Source organism: Vibrio sp. Vb1574 (genome assembly GCF_033338675.1).
The window spans coordinates 32,956-50,024 of the sequence record NZ_JAWOTC010000036.1 but is presented as its reverse complement, the minus strand read 5'-3'; the positions used below and the strand labels follow the sequence as shown (position 1 = coordinate 50,024).

The 17,069-nt window shown below is 43.7% G+C and carries 17 protein-coding genes; 8 read left to right on the top strand and 9 right to left on the bottom strand.

The annotated features are described in order from the left end of the window. A partial coding sequence (locus R7O12_RS18400; protein ID WP_411913086.1) for a S66 peptidase family protein occupies positions 1-936 on the top strand: 936 nt, incomplete at its 5' end. A 28-nt stretch (positions 937-964) separates the two neighbouring features. Here the strand turns inward: R7O12_RS18400 and R7O12_RS18395 are convergent. The 4 genes from R7O12_RS18395 to R7O12_RS18380 all read right to left on the bottom strand — a co-directional run bounded on the left by R7O12_RS18395 (position 965) and on the right by R7O12_RS18380 (position 4,485). After that, a complete protein-coding gene (locus tag R7O12_RS18395) occupies positions 965-2,041 on the bottom strand; it encodes a PQQ-dependent sugar dehydrogenase (RefSeq protein ID WP_318126222.1) in 1,077 nt (358 codons plus the stop codon). Positions 2,042-2,190: 149 nt separating this feature from the next. Then, on the bottom strand, positions 2,191-3,339 hold the full coding sequence (yiaY, locus tag R7O12_RS18390; protein ID WP_005375581.1) for an L-threonine dehydrogenase: 1,149 nt from the start codon (positions 3,337-3,339) through the stop codon (positions 2,191-2,193). 333 nt (positions 3,340-3,672) lie between these two features. Further along, on the bottom strand, positions 3,673-4,323 hold the full coding sequence (gene elbB / locus R7O12_RS18385; protein ID WP_269334234.1) for an isoprenoid biosynthesis glyoxalase ElbB: 651 nt from the start codon (positions 4,321-4,323) through the stop codon (positions 3,673-3,675). A gap of 12 nt (positions 4,324-4,335) precedes the next feature. Next, positions 4,336-4,485, bottom strand: coding sequence for a hypothetical protein (locus R7O12_RS18380; protein ID WP_017634379.1), 150 nt, complete (start codon positions 4,483-4,485; stop codon positions 4,336-4,338). A 120-nt stretch (positions 4,486-4,605) separates the two neighbouring features. On the opposite strand from R7O12_RS18380, the gene yddG reads away from it, so the two are divergent. Beyond that, entirely contained in the window at positions 4,606-5,508 is a 903-nt protein-coding gene (gene yddG, locus R7O12_RS18375) for an aromatic amino acid DMT transporter YddG (protein ID WP_005389394.1), read from the top strand. Between the two features lie 151 nt (positions 5,509-5,659). On the opposite strand, the gene R7O12_RS18370 is transcribed toward yddG, so the two are convergent. Both R7O12_RS18370 and R7O12_RS18365 read right to left on the bottom strand, forming a co-directional pair. Then, positions 5,660-6,553, bottom strand: a complete 894-nt coding sequence (locus tag R7O12_RS18370; RefSeq protein ID WP_318079865.1) for a cation diffusion facilitator family transporter — start codon at positions 6,551-6,553, stop codon at positions 5,660-5,662. A gap of 176 nt (positions 6,554-6,729) precedes the next feature. Beyond that, on the bottom strand, positions 6,730-7,608 hold the full coding sequence (locus R7O12_RS18365) for a LysR family transcriptional regulator (protein ID WP_005375568.1): 879 nt from the start codon (positions 7,606-7,608) through the stop codon (positions 6,730-6,732). A gap of 171 nt (positions 7,609-7,779) precedes the next feature. Between R7O12_RS18365 and R7O12_RS18360 the strand changes: the two genes are divergently transcribed. Beyond that, positions 7,780-8,355, top strand: coding sequence for a class I SAM-dependent DNA methyltransferase (locus R7O12_RS18360; protein WP_017821100.1), 576 nt, complete (start codon positions 7,780-7,782; stop codon positions 8,353-8,355). Positions 8,356-8,503: 148 nt separating this feature from the next. Here the strand turns inward: R7O12_RS18360 and R7O12_RS18355 are convergent, their stop codons facing one another. Next, positions 8,504-10,477: an acetoacetate--CoA ligase gene (locus tag R7O12_RS18355; protein WP_318126221.1), complete on the bottom strand. Its 1,974-nt coding sequence runs from the start codon at positions 10,475-10,477 to the stop codon at positions 8,504-8,506. A 222-nt stretch (positions 10,478-10,699) separates the two neighbouring features. On the opposite strand from R7O12_RS18355, the gene phhA reads away from it, so the two are divergent. Then, positions 10,700-11,494 (top strand): phenylalanine 4-monooxygenase, encoded by a 795-nt coding sequence (phhA, locus tag R7O12_RS18350; RefSeq protein WP_005375564.1) that lies wholly within the window; start codon positions 10,700-10,702, stop codon positions 11,492-11,494. Then, the gene (locus tag R7O12_RS18345; protein ID WP_005375563.1) at positions 11,484-11,822 is read left to right on the top strand and encodes a 4a-hydroxytetrahydrobiopterin dehydratase; all 339 of its coding nucleotides are present in this window, start codon (positions 11,484-11,486) and stop codon (positions 11,820-11,822) included. The genes phhA and R7O12_RS18345 overlap by 11 nt, the downstream gene beginning before the upstream one ends. Positions 11,823-11,893: 71 nt before the next feature. On the opposite strand, the gene R7O12_RS18340 is transcribed toward R7O12_RS18345, so the two are convergent. Continuing rightward, a complete protein-coding gene (locus R7O12_RS18340; protein ID WP_318126219.1) occupies positions 11,894-13,663 on the bottom strand; it encodes a choice-of-anchor I family protein in 1,770 nt (589 codons plus the stop codon). A 199-nt stretch (positions 13,664-13,862) separates the two neighbouring features. Here R7O12_RS18340 and R7O12_RS18335 point away from each other — a divergent pair, with 199 nt between their 5' ends. Next, entirely contained in the window at positions 13,863-14,207 is a 345-nt protein-coding gene (locus R7O12_RS18335; protein ID WP_017634382.1) for a HopJ type III effector protein, read from the top strand. A gap of 38 nt (positions 14,208-14,245) precedes the next feature. On the opposite strand, the gene R7O12_RS18330 is transcribed toward R7O12_RS18335, so the two are convergent. After that, positions 14,246-14,554 carry a cysteine-rich CWC family protein gene (locus tag R7O12_RS18330; RefSeq protein ID WP_080276966.1) on the bottom strand — a complete coding sequence of 103 codons (309 nt, stop codon included), beginning with the start codon at positions 14,552-14,554 and terminating at the stop codon, positions 14,246-14,248. 144 nt (positions 14,555-14,698) lie between these two features. Between R7O12_RS18330 and R7O12_RS18325 the strand changes: the two genes are divergently transcribed. Both R7O12_RS18325 and R7O12_RS18320 read left to right on the top strand, forming a co-directional pair. Then, on the top strand, positions 14,699-14,926 hold the full coding sequence (locus R7O12_RS18325; protein ID WP_029812086.1) for a DUF3820 family protein: 228 nt from the start codon (positions 14,699-14,701) through the stop codon (positions 14,924-14,926). After that, on the top strand, positions 14,910-16,751 hold the full coding sequence (locus tag R7O12_RS18320) for a recombinase family protein (protein WP_050550465.1): 1,842 nt from the start codon (positions 14,910-14,912) through the stop codon (positions 16,749-16,751). Before R7O12_RS18325 ends, R7O12_RS18320 begins: the two co-directional genes overlap by 17 nt. The last annotated feature ends 318 nt before the right edge of the window (positions 16,752-17,069 follow it).

The window sequence follows — 17,069 nt, the reverse complement described above, 5'->3', positions numbered from 1 at the left end:
GGCTTGGTTACAAGACACCAACAGAGTATATTTATGAGCAGCTACTCTAAGTGTCGCACTTCAAACTTGATACTAAGAGGTATCTTAACGGGCAAAACTGACCAATATCGCTCGGGTTCGATTCAAGAGCGAGTAGAAGAATTGAATACGCTGATTCGTGATCCTGAAGTGCGCTGTATTATGTCGACCATTGGCGGTTACAACAGTAACTCATTGCTGCCTTACATTGATTACGAGGCATTGAAGAAAGATCCCAAGATCATTGTTGGCTATTCGGATGTGACGGCTCTACTCATGGGCATTTATGCACAAACCGGCATCGTTACTTTCTATGGTCCCGCTTTAGTGGCATCTCTGGGTGAATTCCCGCCACTGGTGGACGAGACCTTCGCTTCGTTTGAGTCGATTGTGAATACGTTAGATGGATTGGCGCATCAATACACAATGCCTCAAGGTTGGACAGATGAATGGATAGAGTGGGGCGAGCAAGACCGCGCAAAGCACACGCTAGCGAACCAGTGGCACTTTAAAGGCGAAGGCAAGATCACCGGACGCTTGATTGGCGGCAACCTCAATACCATGACAGGCATCTGGGCAAGCAAGTTTATGCCGAGTATCGAACAAGGCGATATTTTGCTGGTGGAAGATTGCTTGCAGGGTATTGAAACGGTCGAACGCTCTTTTGCGCTGCTCAAGCTTTCTGGCGTGTTTGAAAAAGTCAGTGCAGTTGTTCTTGGCAAGCATGAAAAGTTCAACGATAAAGGCACCGGACGAGCACCTATAGACGTGTTATTAGAAGTACTTAACGGTCAACCACTGCCAATTTTGTATGACTTTGACAGCTGTCATACCCACCCAATGCTCACCGTTCCATTGGGCTCGACCATGACGCTCGACTTTGACAATGAAACGGTGGCAGTGAGTTTAAAGAGCTAGCTTTGTCTGACTAGCTCTTAAGAGAAAACTATTTCTCCTCAAGACGAAAGATTTTGCCGCTGTCGGTAGAAAAGTAGATATAACCATCGGGGCTGATGGTTATATCTCTTACTCGCTCACCAAGATTCTCCATCAATCTTTTTGATTCGGTGAGCTTGCCATTCTCAATAGAAACTACGTTGATGTGCGCCAGTTTCAATGCACCGGCGAGGATTTTTCCGTCCAATTCAGGGTACTTATCGCCACGGTACAAAATCATGTTACTTGGTGCGATAGAAGGGATGTATACCAGTTTTGGATCTTCCATTCCCGGTAACGACTTAGCTTCCCCGACGTCCAACGGACCCCAATACTCTTTACCATGAGAGACTTTTGCCCAGCCGTAGTTCGCGCCTTTCTTGATTAGATTAATTTCATCGCCACCCCGTGGTCCATGTTCAATCGACCACAGCTGTTTTGTTGCTTCGTCGTAAAACATACCTTGTGGGTTACGGTGCCCGTAACTCCATATCTCATGACGAGCTTCGGAAGGTTTGAATGGGTTGTCTTGCGGAACCGAACCATCAAGGTTAAGGCGTAGAATACTGCCAGCATGGGTTTGAGTGTCTTGTCCATTATCACGTTCGCCACGGTCACCGATTGAGAAGTAAACTTTATCGTCTACAAATGAAATTCGACTGCCGTAGTGGCGACCTGTATCGGTGAAGGCATCAGCAACAAAGAGATCTTTCCAACCTACAAGCTGATTGTTTTGCAATTGCGCCGTCGCTAACGCCACCGTATTGCCTTTGCTCGTACGCTTGCTGTAGGTAAAGAAGAGTTGCGGGTTTTGCTTATCGGCATTCGGTGCGAGCGCAACATCCAATAAGCCGGCTTGTCCACTGGTGTTCACATCGGGAACGTTAAACAGCTTTTGAGGTTTGCCTGTGGTGATATCCAGCAACGAAACCGTACCGTTCTTTTGATTGACGATAACGCGTTGATTATCTAAGAACTCGATCCCCCAAGGGATCTGAAATCCACTCGCCACTTCGTTGGCGCGGTATTCGGCAGTGTTGGCAGAACAGGATAAACAAGCGAGTAGGGTAGCAGCAATCGTTCTCATGGTTCCTTCCAATATGAATCGTGTTAATACTTAAAAGCTAACACTAAAAGACTATGTTTGGCAGAGATTCACTTGTATATGAATGTAAAAAATCCCCGATACGAGATCGGGGATTGAATTAAGGCTAGAGAATTGTTTAGTTAGCGAGATTACATCGCTTCTTCGAAGATCTTAGAAATTTCTTCGTGAGTTGCTTGTTTAGGGTTAGTGAAACCACAAGCGTCTTTCAGTGCGTTGTCTGCTAGTGTTGGGATGTCTTCTAGTTTCGCACCAAGCTCTTTAATACCTGCTGGGATACCCACATCTTTCGCTAGAGTAACGATAGCGTCGATTGCTGCCGCTGCACCTTCTTCAGCAGACATGCCTTCTACGTTTACGCCCATTGCTTTTGCTACGTCACGTAGACGCTCAGGACATACTTGCGCGTTGTAACGCTGTACGTGAGGTAGAAGAATCGCGTTACAAACACCGTGTGGAAGGTCGTAGAAACCACCTAGCTGGTGTGCCATTGCGTGTACGTAACCTAGAGAAGCGTTGTTGAACGCCATACCCGCCATGAACTGTGCGTATGCCATTTGTTCACGAGCTTCTAGATCTTCACCGTTTTTCACTGCTGTGCGTAGGTAAGCTTGGATAAGCTCAATCGCTTTGATTGCTACTGCATCAGTGATTGGTGTTGCCGCGATAGATACGTAAGCTTCAATCGCGTGAGTTAGGGCATCCATACCTGTTGCCGCAGTTAGCGAAGCAGGTTTAGCGAGCATTAGCTCTGGATCGTTTACCGAGATAAGCGGTGTTGTGTGCTTATCAACGATAGCCATCTTGATGTGACGCTCTTCGTCAGTGATGATGCAGAAACGCGTCATTTCAGATGCAGTACCTGCCGTCGTGTTGATTGCGATAAGTGGCATCATTGGTTTTGCAGACTGGTCTACGCCTTCGTAATCTGCGATTTTGCCGCCGTTAGAAGCAACAAGCGCGATACCTTTCGCACAGTCGTGTGGTGAACCACCACCTAGAGAGACAACGAAGTCACATTCGTTATCAGTAAGAAGTGCTAAGCCGTCGTTAACGTTGCTGATAGTCGGATTTGGTTGAGTACCATCAAACACAACGGTTGCTACATCGCGCTCAGTGAGAAGGTCTTGAACTTGTTTGACTACACCGATTTGGTTAAGGATCTTATCCGTAACGATCAAACCTTTTTTAAAGCCTTGAGATTGGATGCTGTCTGCTGCGTCTTTCAAACAACCAGCGCCCATTAGGTTTACCGTAGGGATAAAAAATGCACTTGTCATATTGGATAGCTCCGTCGTTATTTTTAATAATCTTTCTTAATTTGCCATTTACTGTCGCACATTCGTTTCCAGATTGAAGTTGATCTGAAGCAAGTTTACCTACTTAGAGGTACTTGCAAGAGAAAAACTGTGACAGTGATCTTGTTGCACTGCGTATAAGTGCAACACTGATATAAAGTAGAACAAATATAAAACTATGGACGCAAACGATTGGCGGAAATTGACTTCTGACGCGGATATATCTCTAAATTCGACTAAAGTATAAAAAATCCCCATTAATAACTTAATTATCAATGGGGATAGGGAAGTGTTTTATAAGCTAACTACTAATAATTAAGCTATTTTAATCAGTTTTGATACTAACTTTTCGATACCTGAAGCCGCTTGAGAGATATTCTCTGCCAACATGTAAGCAGGGGTTGAAAGTACGAGGTGTTTTTCATCAAAAACGATGTCTTCGACAGGGCACGTGGTGTGTTCACCGCCCATTTGATTAAATGCTATTGAGACTGCCTCATCGTTGCCTACCGTTCCTTTCACGCCTTGCTCATAAATCATCGGAATAATGACAGGAGAAATACACAGATAGCCAGCTGGTTTTTCCGCATTAGCAAACGCGCGACAAGCTTGAGCTACGTGTGTATTAATGGAGCACTCCGCACCCGAAACAGCGAAGTCGGTTAAGTTTTTCGCGGCACCAAACCCACCTGGAAGCAGTAGGGCATCGTATTCATCGACGTTAAGTTTGGCGACATCGTCAATATTTCCGCGTGCAATACGAGCTGATTCGATCAATACGTTACGTGTTTCATCCATTTCGTCACCAGTTAGGTGATTGATGACGTGGAGTTGGTCAATGTTAGGTGCAAAGCAGTGCCAAGTTGCACCTGCCTTCTCGATGGCGTAGAGCGCCAACACTGCTTCGTGGATCTCAGAACCGTCGTAAACGCCTGAACCACTTAAAATGACTGCGACTTTTTTCATGTTTGGATTCCTTTACTCTGAACGTTCCTTAGATTGCTCTTCGCTATCTAGACCATGCGTTTCCGAATGTGTTTTAACGTTTTCACTCTCGTTGTCATCTTCATCATAGTAGCGCACAACAAAGGGTGTAAGCATAACACTAGAGGGCAGAAAATGTTTCATATCGACTCCAACGGCTTAATAGAATGATTTTTATACTGATTTTTATAAAACAGTACGTTGAACCTGATCGTTTTTGAGTTAAGCTGACGTTTCCTTTGGCATTCGTGAGTGGTAGGTCACATGAAATCAGTGCAATTTCGTTTCACACTTTATGGTTGTATCGCGATTCTCTCTTGGAGTTGTCTGCTTGGCATCGCGAGGTTGGTTACGGAGAGTTTAGGTCCTGTAGGCGGGGCAGCCATGTTGTACTCTCTTAGCTCTGTTTTCCTTCTTATCGTGGTCGGTATTCCAAAGTTGTCTTACTTTTCTCCCAAGTATCTTGCGCTTGGTGGTGCGATGTTCGTCTGTTATGAAATATTTCTCGCTCTATCTTTGGGATATTCCAACTCGCGCGCGCAGGCAATTGAGGTGTCGATTGTCAATTACCTTTGGCCCGCACTGACGGTTTTATTTGCGGTCCTTGGCAGCAATAAAAAAACAAACTGGTTGCTTTATCCCGCAGTTACGCTGGCGTTTGTTGGGGTTGCTTGGACTGTGAGCGGTGAGAATGGCTTATCCATAACTCAGATCATGTCCAATGTTAGTAGTAACCCTCTGGTGTATTTTATGGCTTTCGCTGGCGCGGTTATATGGGCTTTTTATTGCAACTTAACCCAAAGGCAGCAATCTAAACATAATGCGATTACCCTGTTTTTTATTGCAACAGCTGTTTCGCTTTGGGTCAAATACGCGTTTACGGATGAGCCACCAATGACATTCAGTTGGGAAGCGATGGGGTACTTAGTGGCCTCTGCGGCTTTAATGGCTGGTGGTTATGGTTTATGGAATATCGCGATCGTTGGCGGCAATATGGTTTTTCTCGCCACCTTGTCTTACTTCACACCCATTTTTTCCGCTTTATTTTCTTCCATTATTCTTGGCGTAACTCTGAGCCATAGCTTTTGGCAGGGCGTTGTGATGGTAACAGTGGGCTCGCTGATGTGTTGGTTAGTCACCAAAGAGAAGCGCGAAGCGGCTGGGTAAGTTACCAACGAGATCAGAGAATTTAAGTGAGCAACGAACAGATCTCCCTTGCGAGCTGTATTCGAATACGAAGAAACTAAATCGAAAAAATTAAAAAAGCTCCCGAGATTGGGAGCTTTTTATTGAGTTTTAACGGCTCTTTGGTGGCACTCTAATAAGCGACGTTCAAGTGTAGTTGAAGCTTGAATCTGTGCTTCGACAGTCGCTTGATAAGCTGCTTACGAGTGTGCTCTAGTGTATCAAGCTCCAATGTGTCGTCATCAATATGTACGTCCACATTTACTCGTAGCTCTTGGCCCACCTTCGTTACGCCAGCCAGTTTCAATTGATGCTCAGTTACTTTTTCAATCTCAAGAACATCTTTGCCAACGCTCTGACACAGCTCTTTGCTTGGTGCCATCATTAGTAGTTCACGTAAGGCACCTACTAGCATATCGAACGGTACTTTGAGGAAATAAAAGCCCATTAAAACCATCATCATGGGGTCGGCATATACCGCATACTCAGAGAATGGCGTTAGTGAAACAGCCCAAGCCGAGATAAATCCTACGGTCACCGCCACACTCAACAAAGTATCCATTTGCCACTGTTTTTTCTCCGCTTCAATCAAGCCTGATGAGAAGCGGCGGCTGCGTTTCGCCATAAACCACCAAGCGTAACCACAACCGATAACATTCACGATGCCGAATAAGGTCGCAATAGAAGCATCGACCTGGCGACCTCCAGACATCAATGCTGATATCGCAGAGTAGAGAGAGAAGCTTACAACCACTAAAATGACGGCTGCTTTTATCGCAATAACGATTGGTTCTAAGACCGCTTTTCCAAATGGGAATACAGATTTTGAAGGCTTGTTAATATAGTAAGAAGCGGCCAGTGACAATAAAGTTAACAGTAAGCTGACCAAAGAGTAAACACCGTCAAAAACGATTACAATTGAGCCTACAAGCAAGCCAAGTACCATACCACCAGCAGCGAACCCAGATGCCAAAAGGGCTGAAATGGTTAGAATACGGTTTTCGTTTTTGCTTGTCCTGTCACACATAAAAGATGCCTTTGAATTTTAATACCTTACTATTCTTCGCTCATAAGGTAATTTAGGCAACCACAAAGTGACCAGTAACTAATCTAAAAAATTGCGTTTTTATTTATGTTCTTATAAAACAATGGCTTACTATGATTTCTTGGTGTCAGTAAAATTGACGCTCACTGATAAAATGTTTAGAAGTCAAATAAATACTCGCTCAATTTATCTGCTAACCACGTCATTGCTGGATGCTCAGTATGGCCGTTAGGTGAAAACATACAGTAGTCTTCTTGCGTCAAGCCGTATGTGTGTTTGATAACGGCGAGCTTCTGCTGACGAAGGTAATGGCGGATTAATGGTTCAGGAAGCACGCCCCAAGCGTCTTCTTCTAAGATGGTGTTCAGCATGTAGTCAAAACTCGAAAAACCAATATATCGAGTCGAGAAAGGTTGCAGTTCAGGGTTGTCTTTCTCATTTAGGTACACCATTAGTGCTTGCATCTGACTACGTAGATCTTCGTCTGAGACACGGCGCATCTTACTTAGGCGGTGTTCTACACTGCATACTGACATCATACGTATCTTACCTAAAGGGTTATATACGATACGAGGATCGTCTACTCGCTCATAATCAACGCCGAAAGCAAAATCTACTTGGTGGGTACTGACCAAGTTGGCTAAGTCGCCACTGGATGCCAAGATTAAGTTGAAGGTTGTTGAAGGAAAGCGGTTATTCAATGTATGAGATAATTCTTGCCAGAGATCATCAGGTAAGGAGTCGTCACGTGCTACCCAAACTTCCGCGTTAAACCCTTCCGAGATTTGAGCGCAGGTCTTTCTGACCCGTTGTGCGATGATAAGTAGGTGTTCGCAATCTTTGTAAATGGCTTTACCAGCTTCAGAGAGGGTGAGCTGGTTGCCAGTTCGGTTAAACAATTCAACGTCGAGATCTTTCTCTAATGCCTTAATCGACATACTGAGTTTGGTGCGATTGCAGTCGAGTTGCCTTGCCGCTTCAGAAACAGAACCACACTCAGCGATGGTGCAGAAGGCTTCTACTTGAGTTAAGTTCATGATTTGACACAACCAATAAATGAATTCAAATAATTTGGGTATTATGCAGATGCGCTCCCAAAGCCATGAAAGATTATCGAAAAAAACGCGAATCCGCCAGATAAGTCTATGGTCTTTTAACGGTTTTGCGGTAATCTATGTGGGTTACAAAAAGTGAACATGGAGGCCACGATGGCACAAGATTGGGACGGCTTAGCAAAAAACTGGGAATCAAATCCAGCAACAGAGCAATTTGCGCAGTCGGTGTTTGAGCAGTTACAACAGCTAACTCAGCTTGATGGCATTAAAGTACTAGATTTTGGATGCGGAACAGGGCAGTTAAGTCAACGATTGTCACCGATGGTTAAAGACATCGTAGCATTAGACGCATCGGAAGCCATGATTGAGGAACTCGATAAAAAAGAGCTCGTCAACGTAGAACCTGTGGTAGATGCACTATCTCGCGGCTTGGTCGCTCAGCACCCTGCGTTTCGTGGACAGTTCGACTTGGTGGTTGCATCATCAGTTTTAGCGTTCGTGGAAGACTTAGACGCGTCATTAACGATCTCGCATTCTCTACTTAACCACGGCGGCTATTTTGTTCATTTTGATTGGATTGCAGAATGTGAACAAGACGGTTTTACCCTTGCGAAGTCTGAGCGTGCACTGAAAGAAGCAGGCTTTACTGAAGTTGAATCGCAACACGTTTTTGACATTACATCTGATGGTAAAACAATGTCGGTATTAATGGGGCTTGGTCGTCGCTAATACCGCTGAATAAAGAACAAAAAATGACAAAAGCGAGCTAACAAGCTCGCTTTTTTCTTATCTGCTGAGGGTATATGTAACTTCACTTGCTCTAAACAAGCGTCGTGGTGCAGGCAAGGACATACTCGAACAACTTAGTCTTCGGAGGTTATTTTGAGACGACTATCCTGCGTATCTCCTCCAGCACTTCAGGGTTGGCTATTGCGCCTAAATTTTCGACGCTTCGGTTGTTAACGACTTGCTTAACGGCTAACTCGACCAGCTTTCCTGAGCGTGTCTTAGGTATATCGCTTATTGCGTAAATTGCACTAGGTACATGCCTTGGAGAACATGCAGACTTTAGCTGTGCTTTGATGGAAGCGATCATCTCGTCATTGAGCTCTACCCCTTTGACTAATTGGACAAACAGCCATATTTGTTCGTTGCGATCGACTTCTTTTCCTACTGCGATCGAATCTAGAATACCGTCTATACAGTTCACTTGCTGATAGATTTCGGCCGTGCCGATTCTTACGCCACCGGGATTCAACGTGGTATCACTTCGACCATAAAACACGTATCCCCCAACGCTGGTCTGTTCAACATCATCGCCGTGGTGCCAAATATTGTCGAATTTATCCCAATAAGCGCGATGATATCTCTCACCGGTGTCGTTCCAAAAGCCAGCAGGGAAGTTGGGTAATGAATTGGCACAAACCAACTCACCGCGCTCTCCCATTAAGCTATTACCTTGTGGGTTAAAGACTCGGACATCGACCCCTAACCCTGCTGATTGGCACTCTCCCCGATAAACGGGAGAAATAGGGGTGCCTAATACAAAGCAGCCACAAATGTCTGTTCCGCCAGAAATCGAGGCGAGGTGTACATCTTCTTTAATGTGCTGATAGACATAATCAAACTGTTCTGGATACAGAACAGAGCCAGTCGAACAAATGGTTTTCAGACTTGAAAATGCATCACTTTTCTGCGGAGAAAAAGATGCTTTTTCCAGCGCCTCTAGGTATTTTGCTGAGGTTCCAAATAGCGTCACTTCGGCTTGTTCTGCGAGGTCCCAGAGCACATTATGAGTAGGGTAAACAGGGCTACCATCAAAAATCACCAAACATGCACCGCTCGCGAGTGAAGAAACGTGCCAGTTCCACATCATCCAACCGCAGGTCGTGTAATAAAACACGCGTTCGTTCGGTTGAATATCGCAATGCAGTTGATGCTCTTTCAAGTGATTAAGCACCGTTCCGCCGACGGAATGAACGATGCATTTCGGTTTGCCTGTTGTGCCTGAAGAATAAAGAACAAATAGCGGATCGTTAAAATTCACACGAGTAAAAGTCAGCGCTTCGGGTGTGTATTGATTCAGGACGTTTTGCCAATCTTGGGTGCAGACATCGCATTCAAAAATGTGTGGTTTAAGGTAGCTAATTTGGCAAACTTGTTTAAGACCATCAAGATGATCCGCAATATGCTGGTTTTTCTCAGACATATCGAAAGTTTTGCCATTGAATGTATAGCCATCACAAGTAAACAGGATTTTGGGTTTCACTTGACCAAAGCGCTCCAAAACGCTTTCGACGCCAAAATCAGGTGAGGTGGAAGTCCAGGTCGCCCCTAAACTGGTGGTTGCTAGCATGGCTATCACCGTTTGAGGTAGGTGAGGTAAATAACCAGCGACGACATCACCTTGCTTAATTCCACATTCTTTCAACCATTGCTGCACACTCGAAACTTCTTCGCACAATTGTTTCCAGGTGTAGGTCTGTTTTTCTTCACGTTCATTTTCAAACCAAATCGCGAGATCATCGGGTTGGTGACACGCGTAGGTTAGCAAATTTTCGGCGTAGTTAATTTGCGCGTTTGGGAACCATTTTATATCCCTATTTTCAACAGGTTGCTGCCAGCGACTTTCTGCTCGCTCTTTTATGGTCTCTCCCGGAGTGCCAATGACGTCGCAGAATAGCCAAACTTCCTGCCAAAATTTTTCTACATGATCGAGTGACCATTGATGCAGATCAGCGAAGCTTTCAAGGGTATTTCCTTGTCGATTAATGTGTTCAATAAACTGTGTAATGTTGGCTTCTTCGATACGACTTTCGCTCGGTTGCCATACTTTGCTGCTCTCGCGCATAGGTCCCTCTATAACAAAGTGATAACAGGTTTTAGTTTGAGAGGAATACACGATAAAGTCAAACAAGCCAGATATTATATCGTGTCATAAAAATCATGCAGTTACGATGCATTGTAAACAATATGTTACATCGGGATGATGCTGAGAAAGTCGCGTAGGGATTGGAAGCTCTTAAGACTACAGATAGGCTTAATGTAAAGGATTTGTTAATGGAGATGAGCCATGACCCAGTATCGTTCTAAACCCGTAAACCAGGAAGGCAGGGTTGAATGGAGCCGTGAAGAAGACGCCATTTGGCGAGATTTGGTAACACGACAAATGGGTGTGATCCAAAACAGAGCTTGTGAGGCTTATTTACACGGTTTGACGCTGCTTGATTTACCTCAAGACCGCGTTCCTCAGTTACCAGAAATTAATCGTGTCTTGATGGAGACAACAGGTTGGCAAGTGGAGCCCGTTCCCGCGCTTATTGATTTCGACCGATTTTTTAATCTACTCGGTAATAAGCGCTTTCCAGTCGCCACATTCTTGCGTACAAGAGATGAGTTCGATTACTTACAGGAGCCAGATTTCTTCCACGAAATATTTGGTCATTGTGCGATGTTAACCAACCCAGATTTTGCTGCATTTACCGAACATTATGGTCAACTAGGGCAAGCCGCTACCCCAAAACAAAGAGCCTATCTCGCTCGCCTCTACTGGTTTACCGTAGAGTTTGGTTTGGTGAAAGAAGGGGACAAAACCAAAATTTACGGTGGTGGTATTCTTTCATCTCCTGGCGAAACCCTCTACGCATTAGAGAGTGATGCAGCAATTCGCGACCCATTTGAATTACAAACTGTGCTGAGAACGCCTTATCGTATCGACATCATGCAACCGAAGTACTACGTGATTGATGACTTTTCTCAGCTTTTTAAAATCAGTCAGTTAAATTTATTGAAACAAGCCGATCTAGCGATTGAAGCTGGACTGCTTCCTCCACTTTTTGAACCAAAGGAACCTGCTCATGTTGAATGAACAAAAATGCGAAGCTTGTAGTATCGATGCCATTGCACTAAGCAAAGAAGAGCAACAGTCTCTGCTTCTGCAATTGTCTGATTGGCAGATCATTGAAAGAGAAGATATACCTCAACTAGAAAAGGTGTATAAATTTAAGAACTTCAAACAAGCATGGGCTTTCAGTAACAAAATCGCGGAACTGGCAGAAGATGAGTTCCACCATCCCTCTATTTTGTTGGAATGGGGTAAGGTTACCGTAACGTGGTGGAGTCACTCTATCAAAGGTCTGCATAAAAACGATTTTATCTGCGCATCAAAGTGTGACGCGCTAGCATCGGCAGAGTAGGACATTACCTCATACAAAAAAACGCCCGGCTTACGTCGGGCGTTTTGGTTCTAAATGACTTTTACATTACTTTATAGATTGATTCGGAAGACGGATGTCGTGCCCGATACCTCATTGCCAACGACGATAAAATGACCACCATTACGGGTAAAGTAATTAATGGATTCTGGACCTAAATCGCCTGCTTTTGGATTGTATGTATCGTTCATGCATTCGCCATCTTCGACTTCTGTACACACTGGTTGATTGTAATCACGGCGGTTGACGTAATGTATAAACTGCGCTTGTTTCGGGTCTGTGATGTCATAAATCATTGTACCGCCTTGACGCTCCAAGCCGATAAACGCGTAATGGCGGCCGTTAATTTGTGCTACTTCAATCGCCTCTGGCTCAATGCCTTTATCATCACTTCGGTCATCGCCACTATTATTGTTATCGTTGGTGCTGTTGAAGTTCTTGCCTTCATTCAGCAGCGCGATAGTCGCGAAATCGTCACCACTATCGAAGACCAACTTGCCGTTTTCATCCCAAATCGAGAATGAACGCGCGCCAAATGATTGAACATTCTCTTGTGCAGAAAGCGTTTGTTCCGGCTTAATCACTTTTAAACGCGCGAGTTGTTTGTTGTCTTTTAGTGCCTCTGCCAATGGGTGTTCTGCTGCCACTTTCAGCTTCTTACCGCGCACTTCATCAATATGGCTTAAACAGCTCCCTTGCTCAGATGTGTATTCATCTGTACCGAGGTAATCGTCTTCATCCCACATAAAGCCAGCTTTGTCGCACAGTTCTTGAGTGGTTTTGAATCTGTACTCACGCCCGTCGCCTTCATTTGCAGATACGATGTAAGTACTCCCATTCACTGAGTAGCTGTCGATGGTGTCAGGCATAAATAAGCCAACCAGTTGTGGGTAGCTTTTCAAGTTCCCAATGATTTTGTCTTTGTTGGATGCATCGAGTTTAGCGCCCGACCAAGACTTCTCTCCTAAGCCAACAATTTTTTCTACCGATTTGCTCTCTGGATTGACGATTGCCATGGCGTTATTTTCTTGTAGCGCGACATAGATTTTACCGTTATCTGCAAAAGTGAGGTATTCCGGCTCTAGATCTTGTGCGATGGTGGCGTTTGGCCCCGAAATACGCACATTCATTGGGAGCTCTGCTTTTCGTGAACCATCAAATTCGTTAAAGCCAATTTGTGTTACTTCTGCTTGAGTAACACCAAGGCTCAGATCGATCAAAGTGATACTACCTTCAGGGTCAATGCTGTAATCGCTGTTTGGTTCTCCTTCATTAGCGGTTGCGATGTATCGGCCATCTTTTGAGAAGCCAACCATGTCTGGCAATGCGCCTGTTGGGAAAGTCGTGACTAATGACAAATCGCCGGAGCGGTACAAGCCAACAATACCATTCGCTTGTTTATTACTGTTTTCAATCGCAACTGCTACCAAACCATTGAATACAGCGACACTGTTTGCTGCGCCAATTTCAATGCCCGCTGCTTCGCCAGCGCTGTTGAGATCAATGAATGCGCTTTGCGTTGGTACGCCGTTATCATCCATAGAAAGTACATCGACACGTTTTGCTTGAGCATTAACCACATAGAGTTTATCCGTACAAGCGTCATAACTGACGATTTCAGCTGCCGATGTGTCGAATGGATCATCAGCAACGGATGTTCCGATAAACGTTAAACCTTGAATTGACGTTTCCCCAGTAACGGGTGCAGTGGTAGGTTTGCATTGTGTAGCGAATGAAGCCACGGTATCTTCGGGTTGTGATGAACACGCGATGGCAAGTGATGACAATGCGAGTACACCGATTGCCTTTAAAGGGGTGATCATGATATCTCCTTATCAATCCGATAGGTTGTCAATCAGCATGGGTTTTATGCTGCTGTCCATTTCCGCAATTGGAATGATAGAGCGCTGAATGACGTTTGATTTGGTAAGGCTCTGAATATATGTATGATTGATGACTCTTATATTGGCTTTTTATGAAACTAATGTGTCATCAATATGATGAAGTAGGGATAGAGGAATAATGGAATTAAAATCGTTTTTAGATTTATTGGCAGCGTCACCAGAGCAGGTCGAATTTGAAGCAACGATGGCGGTGATCGAAGATAACTATACGTTTGAGCCAACCGCTTTTGTAAATGGTGAGACACAAAACAATGCAGGCGAGAACAACGGTTCGTGTAAGATCTTCGCTTTCGGTTTGCTAAACAACCTAGACAAAGAAGCGACGCTAGCCTGCTTTGGCCGTTTTTATCGTGAAGATGTATTGCAGTATCCAGAGAACAGCGATCACCAGAATATTCGTAATTTTATGGTGACAGGGTGGGAAGGCATTAAGTTTGAAGCGTCCGCTTTAACCGCTAAATAAACACCAGTCAGAAAACGATGATCAGTAAGCCAGTCGTATTACGCGACTGGCTTTTTTTCTAGACATTTTCGGCACAAACACAGCTGGTTGGCGCTTGGCTTGGGTAAATCACGGGTTTCTATAGTAAAGCACCAGCATGTCTCTTTGCCTGCGGCGATATCACAATGGGCTTGAGTCCCGCACTCAGGACAACTGTGCGTTGAATCTTCTCCTGCGATTTGTTCGATAATCGCATCTCGTTGGAGATCGGTTTTGTCTTTCCATTGGATGATTTCATCCATCGTTCGGTGACAACCAGAGCATATTCCGGCGTTATTTTTACATGCAGCTCGACAAGGTGACTTCATTGCTTTCTCGTTCTCATTTTTTATGCCGCGTACTCTAGCATAAAGCGAGTCAAGGCCGCCAAAAATAAACGTGACTGCGATTTGCTGGTGAGTAGGGAGAACCAGTGTTACCCTTGGACGAGTTACCTTAACTCTCTGTCACTTATGTTAGAAAAAGAAAACCTCATTAAACTCGCTAGAATGCAAATGCCATTTGGGAAATATGCAGGGCGAGTGTTAATCGACCTGCCTGAAGAATACTTACTGTGGTTTGCCAATAAAAAACAGTTTCCTTCGGGAGAGTTGGGTGATTTAATGCAGCTATGTTTAGCTCTCAAGGTTGAGGGCTTAGATTCTGTAGTGAAGCCCCTTAAGTATGAGAACTACCCCTAAAATCTATAATTACGCTCGTGTCAGCACCACTAAACAGCTAAAAGGTGTGGGGTTAGAAACCCAGCAGCAGAGAAGCGTTCTCGAAAACCTATCTCAAAAATATAACCTTCCTATTCATGATGAGAATTTCGTCGATCAGGGGTTAAGTGCATATCATGGTAAGCACAAGGATGGCGCATTTGGAGTTGTATTATCTCAAATTGAAAGTGGTGAAATAGCATCTGGCAGTATCCTTGTTGTCTTCTCTCTCGATCGTATTTCAAGAGAAACCACGAATCTAGCCATGGCGCAACTACTTAGTATTATTAATCGCGGTGTTCGTGTATATACACACATCGATGACAAAATGTACGATACGAGTAATGATAACTTTTCCACTGATCTCATGTTTTCCATGTTTACAATGGAACGTGCTAACGAAGAATCTAGAACTAAGTCGAGGCGTATAATTGCTGCTCAAAAAGAAGCCCTGAAAAAGTGGCACATAGATAAAAAGCCTCAAGGAGCATTAGGAAGAGTACCGTGTTGGATAGATCAACCCACAAATAAACTCAATCAAAACGCTACAGGTATCAAAGTAGCAATTGACTTGTATCTACAGGGTTGGAGTTCCATCAAAATCAAAAAACATCTAGACAAAAGTTATCCTTATAAGCGTACAAGGAAAACGAAAGTCAAAACTTCATCTACTTGGGATCTTGGTGTTATTGATCAACTATGGAAGAAGAGGGCGCTAATTGGAGAAAAGCATTTAAGGATAGAAGATAAGACACATGTATTAAAAGATTATTACCCTAAGCTTGTCGACTTAAACACTTACCTTAGGCTTAAAGCTCTAAGAGAGCCAAAGAAAGGCAGAGCAACGACCACGGGAAGTATTCACTTACTCAAAGGGTTAGCGAGGTGCGGAGTTTGTGGTGGTGCAATGGTTTTTATTGATAAAGGTGCGTCAAGACAGAATTATGTTTGTAATTTGGCAACAAAGGGCGAACACCAACGCGAGGTCGTAAGCACTCGGATGTTGGAATTCCTTACTCTTGAAGTGTGTAAAGATTTCTATCTCGTCAATAAGGTTGGCGCTACTAGCAATACTAATATAGAAGCTGAAATTCAAGAACGTATTCTTGAAGAGAAGGCTGAATTAAGCGACCTCATTGAACGTTATAAGAAAAAAGCAAGGGGTTCGCTTGCTGAGTTGATTGAAGATCAGGAAGACAAAATAGAGCTTCTTGAAAAAGAATTAGATACTTTTAACATAAATACTTTCGATGAGGTTTTAGAACGTTTGACTGAGGACTTATATACAGAAGAGGTTCGAAACAATATCTCAGATCCTCAGAGGGCTGATTTACATGAAATCCTATGTAGAATCCTAAAAGCAGTCAACGTATATAGACGAACAGAAGATACCAACTTCACTAAAACTAAGAAAGTGAACTGTATTGAAATTGAATGGGTATTTAAAAGTGGTCAGGTTAGAAAGTTAGTCATGAATCCATTTGAGTATATAATTACCGAAAACAAAAAATCTCTGTATATTCCGTATGAATATAAACACGACATTCCTTTTGAAGAGTACCGCCGTAATAAAAGTGTAATATCTAATGCCTTAAAAAAACTACACGATTGGAATTTACTACGTGGCTTATATCCTACCAAAGGTAGATATGAATGGAATGAAATTGACTTAGAACTTGGGTATGTACACTCAATAACTAGCCCTAATTTTGACGCGATCTTAGACGGATCATATATGAAAAAAAGTACAATGTATATTCAGTCTGATAAAAACTCTTTAGAAGATAAAGATGACATTTTTTGCTGATGTGAAGAGTAATCGATATTTAATCAGTAACCCAAGGTCAATATTGTAGTTTCAAATATAAATACCTATCAGATTAGCTCTAAATTATGATAGTTAAGATTGTCAACATCGAAGTGGGTTATTAATAAGTAATTACTGGCATCATGTTGGTGATTCTGGGATCGCTACCGCTAAACACTGGTGATTATAGGTACATCCAGTGCCTGAACTATGGAGATTCTGGGATCGCTACCGTTAAAACTGGTGATTATAGGCACATCCAGTGCCTGAACTACGGTGATTTTGGGATCGCTCACTGCCTAAGGCTGGTGATTATAG

Excerpts from the sequence above, each read along its gene's own strand:
- R7O12_RS18380 (WP_017634379.1), bottom strand. The coding sequence starts at position 4,485 with ATGAAACATTTTCTGCCCTCTAGTGTTATGCTTACACCCTTTGTTGTG.
- R7O12_RS18320 (WP_050550465.1), top strand. The coding sequence starts at position 14,910 with ATGAGAACTACCCCTAAAATCTATAATTACGCTCGTGTCAGCACCACT.
- R7O12_RS18345 (WP_005375563.1), top strand. The coding sequence starts at position 11,484 with ATGTTGAATGAACAAAAATGCGAAGCTTGTAGTATCGATGCCATTGCA.
- elbB (WP_269334234.1), bottom strand. The coding sequence starts at position 4,323 with ATGAAAAAAGTCGCAGTCATTTTAAGTGGTTCAGGCGTTTACGACGGT.
- R7O12_RS18395 (WP_318126222.1), bottom strand. The coding sequence starts at position 2,041 with ATGAGAACGATTGCTGCTACCCTACTCGCTTGTTTATCCTGTTCTGCC.
- R7O12_RS18360 (WP_017821100.1), top strand. The coding sequence starts at position 7,780 with ATGGCACAAGATTGGGACGGCTTAGCAAAAAACTGGGAATCAAATCCA.
- yddG (WP_005389394.1), top strand. The coding sequence starts at position 4,606 with ATGAAATCAGTGCAATTTCGTTTCACACTTTATGGTTGTATCGCGATT.
- phhA (WP_005375564.1), top strand. The coding sequence starts at position 10,700 with ATGACCCAGTATCGTTCTAAACCCGTAAACCAGGAAGGCAGGGTTGAA.
- R7O12_RS18370 (WP_318079865.1), bottom strand. The coding sequence starts at position 6,553 with ATGTGTGACAGGACAAGCAAAAACGAAAACCGTATTCTAACCATTTCA.
- R7O12_RS18330 (WP_080276966.1), bottom strand. The coding sequence starts at position 14,554 with ATGAAGTCACCTTGTCGAGCTGCATGTAAAAATAACGCCGGAATATGC.
- R7O12_RS18335 (WP_017634382.1), top strand. The coding sequence starts at position 13,863 with ATGGAATTAAAATCGTTTTTAGATTTATTGGCAGCGTCACCAGAGCAG.
- R7O12_RS18365 (WP_005375568.1), bottom strand. The coding sequence starts at position 7,608 with ATGAACTTAACTCAAGTAGAAGCCTTCTGCACCATCGCTGAGTGTGGT.
- R7O12_RS18355 (WP_318126221.1), bottom strand. The coding sequence starts at position 10,477 with ATGCGCGAGAGCAGCAAAGTATGGCAACCGAGCGAAAGTCGTATCGAA.
- R7O12_RS18325 (WP_029812086.1), top strand. The coding sequence starts at position 14,699 with ATGTTAGAAAAAGAAAACCTCATTAAACTCGCTAGAATGCAAATGCCA.
- yiaY (WP_005375581.1), bottom strand. The coding sequence starts at position 3,339 with ATGACAAGTGCATTTTTTATCCCTACGGTAAACCTAATGGGCGCTGGT.
- R7O12_RS18340 (WP_318126219.1), bottom strand. The coding sequence starts at position 13,663 with ATGATCACCCCTTTAAAGGCAATCGGTGTACTCGCATTGTCATCACTT.